This is a genomic window from Lysobacter fragariae (genome assembly GCF_054779775.1).
The window spans coordinates 75,335-92,514 of sequence record NZ_BAAGXP010000023.1 but is presented as its reverse complement, the minus strand read 5'-3'; the positions used below and the strand labels follow the sequence as shown (position 1 = coordinate 92,514).

Sequence of the window (17,180 nt, the reverse complement as noted above, 5' to 3'; positions counted from 1 at the left end):
CGTTGATTTGAAGCTCACACCGGCAGCGCCGTCGTCCTCTTGACCGTGCGCAGCGCCAGCGTCGATTGCACGCGAACCACACCCGGCAGCTGCGTCAGGATTTCCGTATGGATGCGCTCGAAGTCGGCGGAGTCCGCGTAGACCACGCGCACCATGTAGTCCGCCACGCCGGCGAGCAGGCAGCATTCGGAGACCTCCGGGTGTTGCTGGATCGCGGCTTCGAAGGCATCCAAAGCCGCGCGGCCCTGCTGGTCGAGCGTCACCAGCACGAATGCGGTTCCTGGCAGGCCCGCCACCTTCTCGTCCAGCAGCATCACGTAGCGCGAGATCAGGCCGCGTTCCTCCAGCAGCTTCACGCGCCGCAGGCAGGCCGAGGGTGAAAGATTGATCCGCTCCGCCAGCTCCATGTTGGTGAGGCGCCCGTCCTCCTGGAGAAGGCGGAGAATGGAGCGGTCACGCTCGTCCAGGGCGGGGTCCGCGATTGGCATGATGTGCGTCTTTTGGTCAAATATTTGAATAATAATGCGACACAGTGGTGTCGCATTCAATGAATTTCGCGAGAAAGTGCGCTTTTCTTCGCTCATACTGCCTCGTCGAAATCGCCGGCAGCGGCCGGCGCCAAACCACCGGGGAGAACCAGCAATGCGCATCGGCGTACCGAAGGAAATCAAGAACCACGAGTACCGCGTCGGCCTCATTCCGTCGTCCGTGCAGGAACTCGTGCACCACGGCCACCAGGTGCTGGTCCAGACCGGTGCCGGCCTCGGCGCGGGTCTGTCGGATGCCGACTACGTCGCCGCCGGCGCCACCATCATCGACACGGCCGACCAGATCTTTGCCGACGCCGAGATGATCGTGAAGGTGAAGGAGCCGCTGGCTGAGGAGCGCAAGAAGCTGCGCCCGGGCCAGATCCTCTTCACCTACCTGCATCTCGCGCCTGACGCCGCGCAGACCAACGATCTGATCGCCTCGGGCGCGATCTGCATCGCCTACGAAACCGTCACCGCCGCCAACGGCTCGCTGCCGCTGCTGACCCCGATGTCGGAAGTCGCCGGTCGCCTCGCTCCGCAGGTCGGCGCGCACTCGCTGGAGAAGGCCCAGGGTGGCCGTGGCGTGCTGCTGGGCGGCGTCCCGGGCGTGCCGGCGGCTGAAGTCGTCATCCTCGGTGGCGGCGTGTCCGGCACCCACGCCGCGACGATCGCTGTCGGCATGGGCGCGCAGGTGACCGTCGTCGATCGTTCTTCCGAAGCGCTCAAGCGCCTCGCCACGCAGTTCGGCACCTCGATCTCCACCGTGTTCTCCACCCGTTCGGCCATCGAGGAACTCGTGCGCCGCGCCGACCTGCTGATCGGCACCGTGCTGGTCCCGGGCGCCGCCGCGCCGAAGCTGGTGACGAAGGAAATGGTCAAGACGATGAAGCCGGGCGCGGTGATCGTCGACGTCGCCATCGACCAGGGCGGCTGCGTCGAGACCTCGCATGCCACCACGCATGCCGATCCGACCTACGTCGTCGACGGCGTCGTGCACTACTGCGTGGCCAACATGCCGGGCGCGGTTGCGCGCACCTCGACGTTCGCGCTCAACAACGTGACGCTGCCCTTCACCCTGGCGCTGGCCAACCACGGCTGGAAGAAGGCGCTGGCGCAGGACGTCCACCTGCGCAACGGCCTGAATGTCTCCGAAGGCCACGTTACGTGCGAGCCGGTTGCCGAAGCCCATGGCCTGCCGTACGTCACTGCGGAAACTGCGATCGGCATGTAATTGACGTCGCCATCGTTGCACAAGAAAAAGGCCCGCATCGTGCGGGCCTTTTTTGTTTCTGTGGTGCTGCGGGCGACGCCGGTGTGCAGCCAGCGCGGAAGTCGCGCAGGTAGAGCTGCGGATCAGGCCGACTGCAACTGCGCCGGCTGCCGCACGGGACGGCTGGGGAACGCATGGCGAAGGATGCGCCAGATCACCTGGCCGAACTGTTTCGGCATCGATCCGGTGTTGTAGTGCTGGCCGTATCGGGCGCAGATCGATTTCACGTCCACCGCCATCGCCGCATAACGGTTTGCAGGAATGTCGGGGAAGAAGTGGTGTTCGATCTGGTGGCTGAGGTTGCCGGTCATCAGGTTCATCAGCCGGCCGCCCGTGAGGTTGGATGAGCCGCGCAGCTGGCGCACGTACCACTGTCCCCGGGATTCGCCGCGCACCGATTCCTTCGAGAACGTCTCCGCATCCGTGGTGAAGTGGCCACAGAAGATCACGGTGTAGGTCCACAGGTTGCGCAGGATGTTCGCAATCACGTTGCCCAGTAGAACCGGCAGGAAGAACGGGCCGGCCAGCAGCGGAAACAGCACGTAGTCGCGCAGTGCCTGCCGCGCCATCTTGCGGCCGACCGGGCGGAACTGCTCGCGCATCTTCGCGTGGCTGGTCTTGCCGGCGAGCCAGCGACCCAGGCGCAGGTCCTGGATCGCGACGCCCCACTCGAACAATAGTGCGAACACCACCGCGACCACCGGCTGCGCGAGGTAGAACGCCTTCCAGCGCTGTTCGGGAAACAGGCGCAGCAGTCCGTAACCGATGTCGTCGTCCATGCCACGCACGTTGGTCCACGTGTGGTGGTGATGGTTGTGGGTCTTGCGCCAGTTGTCACTGGTGCCGGCGATGTCCCATTCGTACGTCTTGCCATTGAGTTGCGGGTCGCGCATCCAGTCGTACTGGCCATGCATGACGTTGTGGCCGAGTTCCATGTTCTCGAGGATCTTCGATAGCGCCAGCAGCAGCGTGCCACCGATGCATGCGGGCCACAGCAGTGCGGGAACGAAGGCGCCGCCGATCGCGCCGACCATCAGCAGCAGGCGACCCGCCAGTCCGGTCCAGCGCACCGCGGCGACGATGCGGCGGATGTAATCGGCATCGCGCTGGCCGAGCGTGGCGACGGTGCGCGCGCGCAGGGCGTCGAGTTCAACGCCGAAGCTGTCGAGTTCGGCGGTGGTCAGCGCGCGGTTGTGTGAAGTGCGGGGCATGGCGGGGCTCACAGTTCCAGTACGAGGTCGCTGGTGGCGCGGTTGACGCACAGGCGCAGTGCGGAGACGGGTTCGTGCTGCAGTTCCCCCGTATGCAGGTGGCGCGTGCTGCCCGCGCGCTTGCCGCACGCGCAGGTGTTGCAGATGCCCATGCGGCAACCGGAAGCGGGTTTCACTCCCGCGGCTTCCAATGCGACAAGCAGCGATTCACCGCGGGGCAGGGTGAGGGTGCGCTGGCTCGTAGCGAGCGCGACCTGCACGGTGCCCGCGTCGTCGGCGGTGTCGTCGCGACGGCGTGGCGGCGTGAAGGCTTCGGCGTGGAAGGAACGTGCCTGCGGCAGCACCAGTTGGCGCGCGGCTTCGACAAAGTCGCCGGGGCCGCAGGCGTGGACGCGGCGCTGCGCGAGGTCCGGCACCAGGGTCGACAGGTGCGCTTCGTCGATGCGACCGCTGGCTTCGTCGCGCGCCGCGGCGGCGTCGCCGGTCAGCACGAAATGCACGGTGAAACCGGCGTGCGCATCCGCGAGCGCACGCAATTCGTCCACGAAGCACAATTCCTCGCGGCGTCGCGCCCAATACAGCAGCGTGAGCGGTGCAGGCATTCCGCGCGCGGCGAACTCGCGGGTCATCGCCATCAGCGGCGTGATCCCGCTGCCCGCGGCAAGGAACAGCCAGGGGGCGTCGATGTGGTCGGGCAACACCATGTCGCCGAACGCGGCGCCCAGGTCGAGCAGGTCGCCGGGGCGGACCGTGTGGCAAAGGTGCTGGCTCAGTTTGCCGCCCGTGGTCGCCTTGACGGTGATGGCGACGCGGCCATCCCGGCGCGGGATGCCGGTCAGGCTGTAGCTGCGTGTGATCCGGGTGCCATCGATCTCGGCGCCGACATTCACGTGCTGCCCGGGGCGGAAACCACCCCAGCCGCGATTGGGCTGCAGGACCAGGGTGACCGCATCGGCCGACTCATGGTGCCGTTCCAGCACCCGTGCCCTCGGGCGTTCCCACGACCACGCCGGGTTCAGCCGGGACACCCAGAAATCAAGGGCTTGCGGTGGTGCGCAGTAGCTCACCAGCCGGCGGACCAGGCCTGGGCGGGTTGGCGTGGGCGGGTTCAGGACAGCATTCATGGGCGTCAATATACACATGAATACACAATTGTCTATACAGATGTATATTAATTAAGCCGATATGATGACCTCTGGTCCGCCCGTGTTCACCGCCTTGACCCAGCACGACACCTCCGCCGCCGAGACCGACACGAGCGTCGGCCGCAAGGCCTCGATTTCCCGCGACGACCTGCTGGCGGCGGCACTGCGCCTGCTGGGGCCGCACCGCAGCGTGTCCAGCCTCAGTCTTCGCGAAGTCGCCCGCGAAGCCGGCATCGCGCCCAACAGCTTCTATCGCCAGTTCCGCGACATCGATGAACTGGCCGTCGCGTTGATCGACCTGGCCGGGCAATCGCTCCGGAAGATCGTCGGTGCCGCGCGCCGGCGCGCGAGCATCGACAACAGCATCGTGCGTGGCTCGGTCGAAGCCTTCATCGAACAGGTGCGCGCCGACGACCGGCTGCTGCACGTGCTGCTGCGCGAAGGCACGGTGGGCTCCGACGCCTTCAAGCGCTCCGTGGACCGCGAGCTGATGTTCTTCGAGGAAGAACTGCGCCTGGACCTGATCCGCTTCGCTGCCGCCGACGGCATCACGCTGCACGAACCCGCACTCGCCGCGAAGGCCATCACGCGTCTGGCATTCGCCATGGGCGCAACGGCCCTGGACCTGCCGCCCGAGCGCGATGCGGAGCTGGTCGATCAACTCACCCAGATGGTGCGCATGATCATCGTCGGCGCGCGTGCGCTGGGCACGAGGCCCGCGACTACCGGTTAGCGGCGTTTGCTGCGTCCGCTGGCGAAGGTCCGCCACGGAGGCGCGCGAGATTGATCTTCCAGGCGAAGCGCAGTTCGTCGCCTGGGTGAAGGAAGCAGCCAGTTCGCCCGGCGAAGGTCTGCAAGCGATCAGTGCGAGGAGCGTGCATGGGAACAGAAGGCGGGGGCAATCAAGGACGAGGACCTGCAGGCCAGGATCCCGAACTGTTGCGCCGCCTGCTGCGTGCGAAGGACCGGATCGACGCCGCCTCGCACGAGGAGTGGCCCGTCCAGCGGCTGGCGCGCGTGAGCTGTGTCTCGCAGGCCCACTTCGCGCGATCGTTCAAGGAAGCCTTCGGTGTCCCGCCGCATCGGTACCTGCTCACGCGGCGAATCGAACGGGCCACGGCGCTGCTCCGCGACACGGACCAGTCCATCATCGATATCGCGTTCCAGACCGGCTGGACAAGCCTGGGAACGTTCGGACGCACATTCCGCGACATCACCGGCGAGAGCCCGGGTGAGTTCCGTACGCGCCAGAGGGCTGCTCAGCACGAACTCGAATGGGTGCCAGCCTGCTTCCTCAGCGCCGCACACCGGCCCGGCCTCACGATCGCAGTTTCGGAGAAGCGGCGGCAGGAGGCGGGCGGTATAAAAAGCGCGGCCAAACAAACGGAGGTGCCATGAACCAGGGTGTTGGAGTAGTCGGGCTGTACGTTCGCGATCAGGACGAAGCCCTCGAGTTCTATGTCGAAAAAGTCGGATTCCGCGTCCACACCGACGCGCGCAATGGCGACTATCGCTGGCTGACGGTGCAGCACCCGGACCAGCCGTCCTTCCAGCTCGGGTTGTTCGCGGCGGAGCAACCGATGCTCGACGCGGCAACCGTACAGACCCTGCGCGAGCTCGTGGCGAAGGGCGCCATGCCGCCGCTCGTGCTCGTCGTCGACGATTGCCGCGCCGTCTTCGAGCGGATGCACGCCCGCGGCGTGGAGTTCACGCAGGACCCCGTCGATCGCTACGGCACCGTGGATGCCGGATTCCGCGATCCGTCGGGGAACGGCTGGAAGATGATCCAGGCGCGCAGCTGAGGCAGGGCGCGCATCGAAGTACCTGTCCGTGTGCCCGCTCGCAGCGGGCCCGTCTTTCAAGGAGATTCCTTTGAACTGGAACCATTGGATCCGGCAGAGTCACCGCTGGGTGGCGATCGCTTTCACGCTGACCGTCATCGCCAACTTCGTCGTCCGGGCAAAGGCGGGCGGTGCGGTGCCGTCACCGTGGGTGACCTACTCGCCGCTGCCCCCACTCGCCTTGCTTCTGTTCTCCGGCCTGTATCTCTTCGCGCTGCCGTACGTGACCCGGTGGCGCAACGCACGACACGCTGGCGCAGTGCTGGCCCACGATCCGGTGACGGGCGAGGGAAAGTAGCCGGCCTACGAGCGCCGCTTCGGTGTCCGCCAGTTCCCGGACACAAAGAAAAAGGGCTTGCGAGATGATCGCAAGCCCTTGAATTTTCTGGCGCCCGAAGTTGGACTCGAACCAACGACCCCCTGATTAACAGTCAAGTGCTCTAACCGGCTGAGCTATTCGGGCGGGGAGGCGTATGTTAGGGGCGAGGTGGGGGAGGGTCAAGCCTTCCCGCGCGTTTTTGCCGCAGCTTCAGCCTCCGTACGCGCATTCCCGCGCCGCCGTGTCCGAGGGCGTGCCGTTGTGCAGGTTGCCGATATTGGACAGCACCAGCGTCGTCGCCTGCGCCGGGCCGCGGGGGTCACACAGGGTGAAGGTGATGTTGGAGCCGGCGTTGCCGCCGTTGGGCTGGAAGATCACCCGCGTGCGCCCGACGGTCGAGTGCAGGTGGAAGCCTTTTTCCAGCGGCTTGCCCCGTGCCAGCACGGTCTCGTTGGCATCGCGGCTGCGGTTGCCGTTGATGTCGGCATAGGCGATCCATCCGCCGTCCCAGTGGGGCTGGCCGCTGCACTGGTCGCCGCCATCGCGCGGGCAGACGATGACTTCAGTGCCGGTGATGGTCGAATGACGCACCGCGTCGATCAGGACCGTCGCCAGGCTGGCCTTGATCGAGCCGCTGCCGACGGCCGCGCGGGCGTGGCTCCAGGCGGGCAGGGCAATCGCCAGCAGGATGGCGAGGACGACCATGGCAATCATTGCTTCGATCAGGGTGAATCCGCTGCTCTTGGATCCGCTGCCCTTGGATCCGCTGCTCTTGGATCCGCTGCTCTTGGATCTGCTGCTCTTGAATCGGCTGCTCTTGAATCCGCTGCTCTCAAATCCGCTGCTCCGGTTCATCACGTGCTCCGCTCCGTGGAAAACGCGGACAGGATCGCGAAACCGCCCCGGCCGGTCTGTCGGCGACCAGCCCCGCGCCGGGTAGGAAAAATCCCCGCCGCCTTCGTCACCGCGACTGGCTACACTCAGCGATTGCCTAACGCCCCCGCACAGGCCGATGAACGAACTGATCCACCCCACGACCTTCGAACTGGTCGCGCCGTACCAGCCCGCCGGTGATCAGCCGCAGGCGATCGTGAAACTGGCCGACGGTTTCGAGAACGGCCTGGCACACCAGACGCTGCTGGGCGTCACCGGTTCCGGCAAGACCTACACCATCGCGAATGTCATCCAGCAGGTGCAGAAGCCGACCATCGTGATGGCGCCGAACAAGACGCTGGCCGCGCAGCTGTACGGCGAATTCAAGTCGTTCTTCCCGCACAACGCGGTCGAGTACTTCGTCAGCTACTACGACTACTACCAGCCGGAAGCCTACGTGGTGTCCTCCGATACCTACATCGAGAAGGACAGCTCGGTGAACGAGCACATCGAGCAGATGCGCCTGTCCGCGACCAAGGCGCTGCTGGAGCGAAAGGACGCCATCATCGTCTGCACGGTGTCGGCGATCTACGGCCTGGGTGATCCCAACGAATACTTCAAGATGGTGCTGCACATGGTGCGGGGCGAACGCATCGAGCAGCGCGAGCTGATCCGCCGCCTCACCGAGATGCAGTACACCCGCAACGACACCGAGCTGCGCCGCGCGACCTACCGCGTGCGCGGCGAAGTGATCGACGTGCATCCGGCCGAGAGCGATGCCGAGGCGCTGCGCATCGAACTGTTCGACGGCGAGATCGAAAACCTCACGATGTTCGATCCGCTTACCGGCGAGACGCTGCGCAAGCTGCCGCGCTACACGATCTATCCCGGTTCGCATTACGTGACCTCGCGGCGCACGGTGCTGGACGCGATCACCGCGATCAAGGAAGAGCTGCGCGAACGACTGGAACAGCTGTACGCGCAGAACAAGCTGGTGGAAGCGCAACGGCTGGCGCAACGCACCCAGTTCGACCTGGAGATGCTCGCCGAGGTCGGCTACTGCAACGGCATCGAGAACTACAGCCGCCACCTCACCGGCCACATGCCGGGCGAGCCGCCGCCGTGCCTGTTCGACTACCTGCCGCCCGACGCGCTGCTGGTGGTCGACGAATCGCACGTCACCGTTCCGCAGGTCGGCGCGATGTACAAGGGCGACCGCTCGCGCAAGGAGACGCTGGTGGAATTCGGCTTCCGCCTGCCATCGGCGCTGGACAACCGGCCGCTGAAATTCGAGGAATGGGAAGGACGGTCGCCGCGTGCGATCTTCGTGTCCGCGACGCCCGGGCCCTACGAGCTGCGGCATTCCGAAGGACAGATCACCGAACTGGTGGTGCGCCCGACGGGCCTGATCGATCCGCAGGTCGAAATCCGCCCGGTGGGCACGCAGGTCGACGACGTGCTCGGCGAAATCCATGAGCGCGTCGCGATGGGCGATCGCGTGCTGATCACCACCCTGACCAAGCGCATGGCCGAGAACCTCACCGAGTATCTGGGCGAACACGGCGTGCGCGTGCGCTACCTCCACTCCGACATCGAAACGGTGGAGCGGGTTGAGATCATCCGCGACCTGCGCAAGGGCGTGTTCGACGTGCTGGTCGGCATCAACCTGCTGCGCGAAGGCCTGGACATGCCGGAAGTCTCGCTGGTGGCGATCCTCGATGCCGACAAGGAAGGCTTCCTGCGTTCGGCGGGTTCGCTGATCCAGACCATCGGCCGCGCCGCACGCAACCTGCGCGGCAAGGCGATCCTGTACGCCGACCGCGTCACCAATTCGATGCAGAAGGCGATCGATGAAACCGACCGCCGCCGCCAGAAGCAGGTCGAATACAACGCCACGCACGGGATCACGCCGCAGAGCATCGTCCGCGCCGTGATGGATGTGATGGAAGGCGCGCGCGTCGATCCCGATGCGCTCAAGGCCAAGGGCAGGGCCCGCAAGATCGCCGAGGAAGCCGCGGAGTACGCCCGGCTCAGTCCGGCGCAGTTCGCCGCACGGATCAAGGCGATGGAGCAGCAGATGTACAAGCACGCCCGCGACCTGGAGTTCGAGCAGGCCGCCGCCGTGCGCGACCAGTTGCGGCGGCTGCGGGAGGCGGGGTTCGCAGCGTAGCGGCTCAGGTATCGGGGGGGCTCCGCAGATACTTGTTGGCATCTGCGCTGATGCTCGACGGCATCTGGCGAGGACCTGTCAGGGTCTCGCGAGATGCTGCTGGCATCTGCCGAGATGCTGGCGGGGTCTGCTCAGATGCTGCCGACCCTCTGGCGAGATGTTGCCCACCCTCTCCGAGATGCTGGCGGCCCCTGCCGAGACACGTTCCGCCTCTCCCGAGATGCCCGGAACATCTGCCGAGACCTTGCTGGCATCTCGCCAGATGCTCTCAACCATCTGGCGAGACACTTCAGGGGACTCACCAGATGCTGTCAGGTCCTCGCGAGACCCTGCTGACCATCTCGTGAGATCCGGGTGACCATCCGGTTGGGACAAGGAGCTTCGGGTTGAGGCGTTCTGGTCGAAGCGGTGTGCCGGAAGGGTGCCTTGTGGCATGCGCCTCTCTTCGGTTCCCCATGGATTTTCCGGCGCCCCAAAGCAGAACGGCGCGACCCCGAAGGACCGCGCCGCTGTGTATTTGTCACGCTGTCGAAAGCGTGGTGGGCGGTACAGGGTTCGAACCTGTGACCCCTACCATGTCAAGGCGGGGAAACGGGGTTCACGGCGGTACACCTAGCAAATAAGCCATTGATTTTAGGCTCATTGAACCATTGTGAATTTCCATGGACTTCCATACTCTTTCCATACTCGATGGAAGGCACCGGATTTCAGGGGGATCACATGGCCGAACTCAACAAGGTTGGCGCTCGCAACAAGCTCACGGCGAGGCCGAGCAAAGAGCCTTACTGGCACAAGCTGTCAGTGGGCTGTTACCTCGGCTTCCGCCCGTCCGTGCACGGAAACGGCACGGGCACTTGGCTGGCCCGCTACCACGACGCCGACACCGGCAAGAAGCCGGGCAAGAGCCTCGGGGCGTTCGACAACCTCCCGCCGAGCGAACGCTTCGACGCGGCCAAGAAGGACGCGGAGGAGTGGTTCAGGCACTTGTCACATGGCGGCTCCACCGAGGAGCCGACCGTCAAGGAAGCCTGCGCAACGTACGCTGGCAACGATGCCGAGCTGCAACGGCGCTTCCGCCAGTACATCGACAGCGATCCGATTGGGTCGATCAAGCTGCAAAAGCTGCGCGAGCACCACGTCAAGGAATGGCGTGCCCGGCTGGAAGCCATGCCCGCGCGCGTTAGCCGCACGAAGGAAGGCCCCCAAATCACCCGCCCCCGGTCGCCTGCAACGGTTAACCGCGACATGGTGGCCCTCCGGGCCGCGCTCAACGCCGCCCTCCGCCGGGGCGAGGTGGCCACGGCGCTCGCGTGGCGCGTGGCGCTGGAGCCCGCCAGAGCGACCGGACGCCGACAGCTGTACCTCGACAAGGCCCAGCGCCGCGCCATGCTGGCCGAGCTGCCTGCGGATGCTGCGGCATTCTGCCGTGCCCTTTGCCTGTTGCCCCTTCGCCCCGGCGCGCTCGCTGGGCTGATCGTGCGCGACTTTGAGCCCCGCACCGGCACCCTTGTCGTGGAGCGCGACAAGGCCGGGAACGGCCGCAGCCTGAAGCTGCCGGATGACCACATCGCGCTGTTCAAGGCTCAGGTGAAGGGCAAGCTGCCGCTGGCGCCGATCTTCCCGCGTGCGGACGGCAAGGCATGGGACAAGGACAGCTGGAAGGGGCCGATCAAGGATGCGGCGAAGGCAGCCAAGCTGCCGACTGAGACGACGGCCTATACGCTGCGCCACTCTACGATCACCGACCTCGTGACCGAGGGGCTCGACTTGATGACGACCGCCAAGCTAGCCGGCACCAGCATCGTCATGATCCAAGAGCACTACGGGCACCTGCGCGGCGATCACGCGGCGAAGGCGCTGGCGGGGCTGGTGCTGTAATGGCGGAGTGCAAATTCAAGGCCAACGACGTGCTGAAGCTTGAAGAGGCGGCGGCCATCTATGCGGAGCGGGATCGGCGCAGGAGCGACGACGACAAGGGAGCGCGGGGCCACAGGGGAGCGCTGGACCGCGCCCGGAAGGCGATTGAGTACGCCGCCCTGAACGGCAAGCTCAAGACTACAGGAGAAGACCAAAATTCGTTCCGGCGCGATTTTTTCGCGTATTGGGCCAGCTCTAACAAGCCGAAAGGCAAGAGCATTGAGTGGGTTGGCGACTTCGCGAACACGAAGTGGTCCGAAAGGTTCGAGGGGCTCTATGAAGTCCCTCAACCTGTGGTCCACGAGCTCAAATTTGAAGTCGATTACCAGTACCCGGAGGAAGTCATCCTGCAAGCACCAATCCCGATACCAACGGTGGAGGCGCCTGCGGAATGGGTCGAGGCATTGGGGTTCGCAAAATTCCAGAACGATGCCCTTCGGAAGAAGATTGCGGAGCTTGAGGGCGAAGTAAATTACCTCAAGCACGCCAACGCCGGCAGAAAAGGCGGGCTCTCGTAGGACCTGTAGAGAAAGAATCTAAGCGAGACATTTTCGTTTCTCGACACATAATCGGCAGACACCGAGTCCATAGCAATCCACGTATCCCGTCGTGGAGAGCTGATATCAGGAATCAGTGTCATGCAAGAACCCAGCCCCACCCACAACCCGTTGGCGCCGCCCGGCACGGCCTACGGGGTCAACATTGAACCCGTCCGCCCCACCTACGGCCCGCTGGTGCAGTCCTGCGCGGCCTACGGGATCAACCGCACCCGCGCCTACCAGTACGCGAAAGACGGCCTAATCGACACCTTTACCCTCGGGGTAAAGAGGTATGTCTTCTTCGCGAGCCTCGACAGCCTGCCCAAGCGCATGGCCGCTGCGGCTGCCATCGATGCCATGACGCCGCCGTGCGCGCTGCCGCGCGATGAGGTGCCCGATGCTGGCGCCGGATAACGAAGGACGCCCGCAGGGGGATTCTGCGGGCGTCGAGTGTGCAGCCGCGGGCGGCGTGCAGGTGAATGGTGGCGCAGCTACGCAGGCTGTCGCCCCCGTTGTTTCCGAAGCGGTCCACAACAACGGCACCAAGAAGCACCGCTATCGCAAGGTGGAAGTGCGGACGTGGGCAGACGAAAAGTTCCGTGCGCTGTCGCCCATGCCAGCGTCCGGCCAAAGCCTCTGGCTGTTCCTGATGACCGGCCCTCACACGAGCCCCATCGCGGGACTGTTCCGGGCGGGTCGCGCGGGCATGGCCGAGGAACTGGGTTGGGAGCTGGAAGACTTCGACAAAGCCTTCCGGGAAGTCGTCGAGAAAGGCATGGTGAAAGCCGACCTCAAAGCTCGCCTTGTGTGGCTGCCGAAGGCCCTGAAGCACAACAAGCCGGAGTCGCCGAACGTGGTGGTGTCGTGGCGCTCTGAGCTGGACGTGTTGCCGGAGTGCGACCTCAAACGCGAGGCGGTTTCCTACATTCGCGCCTTCGTCGAATCGCTGGGTCCCTCGTATCTCATTGCTTTCGATGAGGAAAAGGCGCCGAAGAAGCCCGATAGCAAGGCTTCCCCGGAAGCTTCCAGCAAGGCTTCCCCGAAGCCTTCCACGAAGACTATGGCTAATCAGGAACAGGAACAGGAGCAGGAACAGGAACAGGATTCAGAAACTCCTTCGTCACCGGCTTCGCCGCTGACCTCTGCTGGCGACGCTGATGCAGCAGCAGGGGCGAAGGACAGCGCAGCCGACAAGGCGGCGGCCCGGGCGATGCGACTCGCGCAGGTGACGCGCGACGCCATCGAAACCTTCAACGAATCGAAGCTCACGAAGGCCAAGGGCGGCTTGGTCGCGAACGTCGATCCCGACGTGGGCGCGGACAAGCGCCAGAAGCAGGTGGCCAAGTCCCTCGCCGTGGCGCGCGACATCTGCCGCAAGGACTACGACAGCGACCTCATCGTCCGCGACTTTTGGGTGGACTACTGGGCCGAATGCCTTGCGGACGAGCACAAATCCGGCCGCGCCGGCGGTGGCAAGGATCACGGGAACTGGGTGCCGACCTTCGAGTACCTCACCCGTGAAGCCACGATGCTCGAAATCTACGACCGCGTGGTGAGCCGCGCGGCGGAGGGTGGCCAGTGAGCACCTCCCTCCACTACGACGACGCCTTCCGCACCCGCCGCGACGAGCGCGTCGAGCAGTTGCGTGTGCCGCCTATGTCCATCGAGGCAGAGCAAGCCGTGCTCGGCGGCGTGATGCTTTCCCCCAAGGCGTGGGTGGACGTGGAAGACATCCTGACTGCGGAGGACTTCTACCGCCGCGACCACCAGCTCATCTTTCGCGCCATCAGCGAGCTGTCCGAGAAGGATCGCCCCTACGACGCAGTGACGCTTGGCGAGTGGTTCGAGTCGAACGGCATGGCCGAACAGGTCGCCGGCGGCGCCTATCTGATCGAGCTGGCATCGACGACGCCGAGCGCAGCGAACGTCCGCGCCTACGCGCGCATCGTTCGTGACAAGGCGAAGCTGCGCCAGTTCATCGACATTGGCACCGGGATGGTGAACGACGGCTTCCACCCGGACGGGCGCGACACGGCGGAAATCATGGGCGACGCGCAGGTTGCGCTGATCCAGCTCGCCGACGACAAGTCCGGCACCGGCCCGAGGGACATGCGCGAGGTCGGCACTGAGTGGTTCGACGATCTTCAGGACCGCTACTACAACCCGGAGAAGGAGCGGGGGATCGTGACGCCGTGGAGCAAGCTCAACGGGATCATCGACTCGCTCGAAGATGGGCATCTGGTCATCCTCGCCGCGCGCCCCAGCATGGGCAAGAGCGCGGCAGCGGTGAACCTGTCCACGTCCTGCGCGCTGCGGGAGCCGCCGAAGCGCAAGCGCGTTCTGTATATCGACCTTGAGAGCACCGGCCGCGCGATATTCAACCGAGCGGTGTCCAGCCTATCGAACGTGCCGCTGAAGTTCTTCCGCAACCCGAAAAAATACGAGGAAGCGCAGAAGAAGCTCAAGGAGCAGGGGGAGCGCTACGAAGAAACCGACACCTTCTGGTCGCGCATCGGCGTGGGCGTGGGCAAGCTGAAGTCCTCCGGACTGAAGATCGACGACACGCCGGGCCTGAACATCCGGCAGATATGCGCGCGTGCGCGCCGCGAGTTCCAGCGCGAACCGTTCCACATGCTGGTGATCGACCACCTGCACCTCATACCGCTGCCGGGCAAGACCCGCGAGACGGTCGAAATCGGTCACATCACGGCGGCCCTGAAGAAGCTGGCCAAGGAGCTGAAAATCCCGGTCGTGCTGCTGTCGCAGCTCAACCGCTCGCTGGAATCGCGCGCCGACAAGCGCCCGACGATGGCCGACCTTCGCGAGTCCGGCAACATCGAGCAGGACGCGGACCTCATCGTGTTCCTGTACCGCGACGACTACTACGCCGAACGCGAAGGCCGATCCAGTCGCGCGCCGGGGCTGCTGGAATTCATCGTAGCCAAGCAGCGCGAGGGCGAGGTGGGCTCCGCGTATGCCAAGACCGACCTTGCCTACTGCCGTCTGGATGACATCGACGACGAAGAGCTGAAAATCGCGCTCGCAAAGGGTGTCTCGCTGGCGGAGGGCGATGCCAGCAGCGGCGGCGGCCGTAAGAGCGGCATGGGCAGGTCCGCCCGCCAGTCGAGTGCGGGCGCAGGCGCCCGGGGGGCGGTGCCGGCATGAGTTCGCGCCCGATGTACGAAACCAAAGAGAACCGAGAGAACGAGCATCGCGCCATAACCCGGCTCGCCGCCGCCAAGGGGCTGAAAGCGCAAAAGCTCCCGCTCGCCTACGCGGTGGATACCGTGTTGCTCAATCCCTGAACATTCCTGTTGTCGCACTGGCGCAGGTCGTGAAGGGCGTTGATAGCCGGTCGCCCGATTGTCCACGACGACAAGGCACCGCCCAACCTTGCGGAACTATGGATTGAGAAGAACCGCCACGGCCCAACGGGGTTGCCGAAGGTCGCCTTCCATTCTGCAACGATGAAGTTCACCGATGCGGCCCGCTCGCCAGAAGGGGACGGTTTCAAATGACGACCGACGAAAACCGGAAATGGCATGACCGCGCGAGGTGGTGCATAGAGCAAGCTGACGCGATTGAGCCACCCTCCCGCCCCGTCGTGAGTTGGAGTCGAAGACGATGGCCGAGGTGAGCGTGAGCTTCTTCAGGGAACTGGCGTCGAACATCACGAAAGGTTTGCACGAATGACTGACCAGAACTTCAAAAGCCCCCACGCGCTGCAGAAGTTGGCCGAAGGTCGCGAAGCCCTTGGCGTGATTGAATCCATCGACTTCACCGACCCCGTCGCCGCCGCCTCGCTGGTGGTGCCTTCCAAGCTGACCCAGCACGAATTGGTGAAAACCGTCGGCCAGCGCCTGCGTGAAGCGCGCGAGCTGAACAACCTGAGCCAGAGCGAGGCCGCGCGGCGGTTCGGATATGCGAATCCCAGCAAGCTGTCCAAGGTCGAAGCGGCCACGGACACGAACTCGGTGCCCCTGTGGCTGATTCGCAACGCTGCCGAAGTGTACGAAGTGAGCGTGGACTTCTTGTTCGGTGTTACGGACGACTGGGAGGTTGGCGTGCCCCGTGGAACGCAGGCATGGATGCTGGATGCTTGGGAGCGCATGCGTCAGCGCGATTTGCTCGCGCTGGACATGGTGCACCGGGAAGTCGTCTCGGTTAGCAGCGGAATCGACGGGATGCTCAGCGGCGTATCGGAACTGTCCGCAGTCATCAGCGCCTATTGCACCCGCAATCCTCAGTTCGAGGAAACGCTCGGATCGGCAACGGTGATCCACCGCATGGCCAAGCTGGAAGCTGCTGCCCGCAATGCTGAAGCTAGCCTCAAGCGCTTCCGTCTTGGCCGGTTCGGCGAGGCGGCGTAAGTGGCTAGTAGACGCGAACGAAGCTCCCGCCCATTGGTCGGAAACGTCGCAGCGTTGCCGATTACCACCCTCAACCTTCGCGGCTGGCGGTTCACAGAGCGCTATGGGCCTGCCACGCGCGCTGCGAAGCTGGAATTTCGCCGTGGCGGCGACGTGCTAGGGGTAGTGACCCTTCGGGCCACCATCGGCGAGGAGTCCGGCGTCGCGACGCTGGAATGCAACTTCGGCGGCGAACCGCGTCCGACAATGGAGCGCATCGAAATCGTGAGCATCCCGGCTCACTTCGGCGGGCGCCTTTGGTTCTTTGTCTGTCCGTTCTCGGGACGGCGCGCGCGAAAGATTTATCGCTGGCCCGGCATGGGCTTCTGTCACCGCGAGGCGTCGCCTGTCCCGCCGTCCTACGCCCATCAGAACGAAGCCCATCTAGAGCGCACCGCAAGCGCCATGGCTCGCGTCCGCAAGCGGCTGGGCGGCTGGCCCGGCAAGGTAGAGAAGAAGCCGGCCGGGATGGACTGGGGCACGTACTGCCGCCTGAGTGTGCGCCACGCCGAACTGAGAAACCGATTCTGGCGGCTAGCCAGTCGCGGGCTAACCGAGCAGCTACAGTCGATTTAGGTTTAAGCGCGAAATTTGACTGGCCCGCGAAATCGAAAGGAGGTGTGGGAGGCACGTCACCCCGACCATGCCAGCGCCGGCAATCTCGCCCTTGTGACGCGGGGAAATTGCCGGCACGAAGGCTCCGCCATACTCACCGCGCCGGTTGTCGGCGGAGAGCGAGGTGGGGCCTTCTTTTATGGCGCCCGGCGCCGCCACGAGGTTGGACACTGACGGCTTGACGGTGCAGGTGACAAATCTCGCTGCACCACCGGACGTAGAACTTGGGCTGCCGAATGGGCGCCCGGCGCTGACACGACGATGGACACTGCCAGCGCAAGGGTGAGGGTGAGAATTCGCCTCTACCGCCGGACGGCTGGATTCTAATCCCGTTCGAGCCG

Annotated in this window: 18 protein-coding genes and 1 tRNA gene; 14 read left to right on the top strand and 5 right to left on the bottom strand. The window is 64.9% G+C overall.

Features of this window, described 5'->3' with window-relative positions; genetic code table 11:
- Positions 1–14: 14 nt before the first annotated feature.
- Positions 15–584 (bottom strand): Lrp/AsnC family transcriptional regulator, encoded by a 570-nt coding sequence (locus tag ACYVD7_RS14765; RefSeq protein ID WP_460764707.1) that lies wholly within the window; start codon positions 582–584, stop codon positions 15–17.
- A gap of 58 nt (positions 585–642) precedes the next feature.
- Between ACYVD7_RS14765 and ald the strand changes: the two genes are divergently transcribed.
- A complete protein-coding gene (ald, locus tag ACYVD7_RS14760; protein WP_460764705.1) occupies positions 643–1,761 on the top strand; it encodes an alanine dehydrogenase in 1,119 nt (372 codons plus the stop codon).
- 122 nt (positions 1,762–1,883) lie between these two features.
- Here ald and ACYVD7_RS14755 read toward each other — a convergent pair whose 3' ends face one another.
- Positions 1,884–3,011 carry a fatty acid desaturase family protein gene (locus ACYVD7_RS14755; protein WP_460764703.1) on the bottom strand — a complete coding sequence of 376 codons (1,128 nt, stop codon included), beginning with the start codon at positions 3,009–3,011 and terminating at the stop codon, positions 1,884–1,886.
- Between the two features lie 8 nt (positions 3,012–3,019).
- The gene (locus ACYVD7_RS14750; RefSeq protein WP_460764701.1) at positions 3,020–4,135 is read right to left on the bottom strand and encodes a ferredoxin reductase; all 1,116 of its coding nucleotides are present in this window, start codon (positions 4,133–4,135) and stop codon (positions 3,020–3,022) included.
- 64 nt (positions 4,136–4,199) lie between these two features.
- Here ACYVD7_RS14750 and fabR point away from each other — a divergent pair, with 64 nt between their 5' ends.
- From fabR to ACYVD7_RS14730, 4 genes are all read left to right on the top strand, one after another.
- Complete coding sequence (gene fabR / locus ACYVD7_RS14745) at positions 4,200–4,889, top strand: HTH-type transcriptional repressor FabR (protein ID WP_460764699.1); 690 nt, start codon at positions 4,200–4,202, stop codon at positions 4,887–4,889.
- A gap of 146 nt (positions 4,890–5,035) precedes the next feature.
- Positions 5,036–5,554, top strand: a complete 519-nt coding sequence (locus tag ACYVD7_RS14740) for a helix-turn-helix transcriptional regulator (protein ID WP_460764697.1) — start codon at positions 5,036–5,038, stop codon at positions 5,552–5,554.
- Complete coding sequence (locus ACYVD7_RS14735) at positions 5,551–5,958, top strand: VOC family protein (protein ID WP_460764695.1); 408 nt, start codon at positions 5,551–5,553, stop codon at positions 5,956–5,958. The genes ACYVD7_RS14740 and ACYVD7_RS14735 overlap by 4 nt, the downstream gene beginning before the upstream one ends.
- Before the next feature lie 70 nt (positions 5,959–6,028).
- A complete protein-coding gene (locus tag ACYVD7_RS14730) occupies positions 6,029–6,295 on the top strand; it encodes a hypothetical protein (protein ID WP_460764693.1) in 267 nt (88 codons plus the stop codon).
- An 88-nt stretch (positions 6,296–6,383) separates the two neighbouring features.
- Here the strand turns inward: ACYVD7_RS14730 and ACYVD7_RS14725 are convergent.
- Together ACYVD7_RS14725 and ACYVD7_RS14720 are read right to left on the bottom strand one after the other, a co-directional pair.
- Positions 6,384–6,460: transfer RNA gene (locus ACYVD7_RS14725), tRNA-Asn, on the bottom strand.
- Between the two features lie 66 nt (positions 6,461–6,526).
- Positions 6,527–7,351, bottom strand: coding sequence for a GspH/FimT family protein (locus ACYVD7_RS14720; protein WP_460764691.1), 825 nt, complete (start codon positions 7,349–7,351; stop codon positions 6,527–6,529).
- On the opposite strand from ACYVD7_RS14720, the gene uvrB reads away from it, so the two are divergent.
- From uvrB to ACYVD7_RS14675, 9 genes are all read left to right on the top strand, one after another.
- Entirely contained in the window at positions 7,329–9,359 is a 2,031-nt protein-coding gene (gene uvrB / locus ACYVD7_RS14715; protein WP_460764689.1) for an excinuclease ABC subunit UvrB, read from the top strand. The two genes, ACYVD7_RS14720 and uvrB, sit on opposite strands and share 23 nt — an antisense overlap.
- Positions 9,360–10,079: 720 nt before the next feature.
- Entirely contained in the window at positions 10,080–11,237 is a 1,158-nt protein-coding gene (locus ACYVD7_RS14710) for a tyrosine-type recombinase/integrase (RefSeq protein ID WP_460764687.1), read from the top strand.
- Positions 11,237–11,794 (top strand): hypothetical protein, encoded by a 558-nt coding sequence (locus tag ACYVD7_RS14705; RefSeq protein WP_460764685.1) that lies wholly within the window; start codon positions 11,237–11,239, stop codon positions 11,792–11,794. Before ACYVD7_RS14710 ends, ACYVD7_RS14705 begins: the two co-directional genes overlap by 1 nt.
- 120 nt (positions 11,795–11,914) lie before the next feature.
- Positions 11,915–12,229: a hypothetical protein gene (locus ACYVD7_RS14700; RefSeq protein ID WP_460764683.1), complete on the top strand. Its 315-nt coding sequence runs from the start codon at positions 11,915–11,917 to the stop codon at positions 12,227–12,229.
- The gene (locus tag ACYVD7_RS14695; protein ID WP_460764681.1) at positions 12,213–13,397 is read left to right on the top strand and encodes a hypothetical protein; all 1,185 of its coding nucleotides are present in this window, start codon (positions 12,213–12,215) and stop codon (positions 13,395–13,397) included. Before ACYVD7_RS14700 ends, ACYVD7_RS14695 begins: the two co-directional genes overlap by 17 nt.
- Positions 13,394–14,980, top strand: coding sequence for a replicative DNA helicase (locus ACYVD7_RS14690; protein WP_460764679.1), 1,587 nt, complete (start codon positions 13,394–13,396; stop codon positions 14,978–14,980). The genes ACYVD7_RS14695 and ACYVD7_RS14690 overlap by 4 nt, the downstream gene beginning before the upstream one ends.
- Positions 14,981–14,991: 11 nt before the next feature.
- On the top strand, positions 14,992–15,120 hold the full coding sequence (locus ACYVD7_RS14685; protein WP_460764677.1) for a hypothetical protein: 129 nt from the start codon (positions 14,992–14,994) through the stop codon (positions 15,118–15,120).
- Positions 15,121–15,504: 384 nt separating this feature from the next.
- Positions 15,505–16,185, top strand: a complete 681-nt coding sequence (locus ACYVD7_RS14680; RefSeq protein WP_460764675.1) for a helix-turn-helix domain-containing protein — start codon at positions 15,505–15,507, stop codon at positions 16,183–16,185.
- A 54-nt stretch (positions 16,186–16,239) separates the two neighbouring features.
- Positions 16,240–16,800 (top strand): hypothetical protein, encoded by a 561-nt coding sequence (locus ACYVD7_RS14675; protein ID WP_460764673.1) that lies wholly within the window; start codon positions 16,240–16,242, stop codon positions 16,798–16,800.
- The last annotated feature ends 380 nt before the right edge of the window (positions 16,801–17,180 follow it).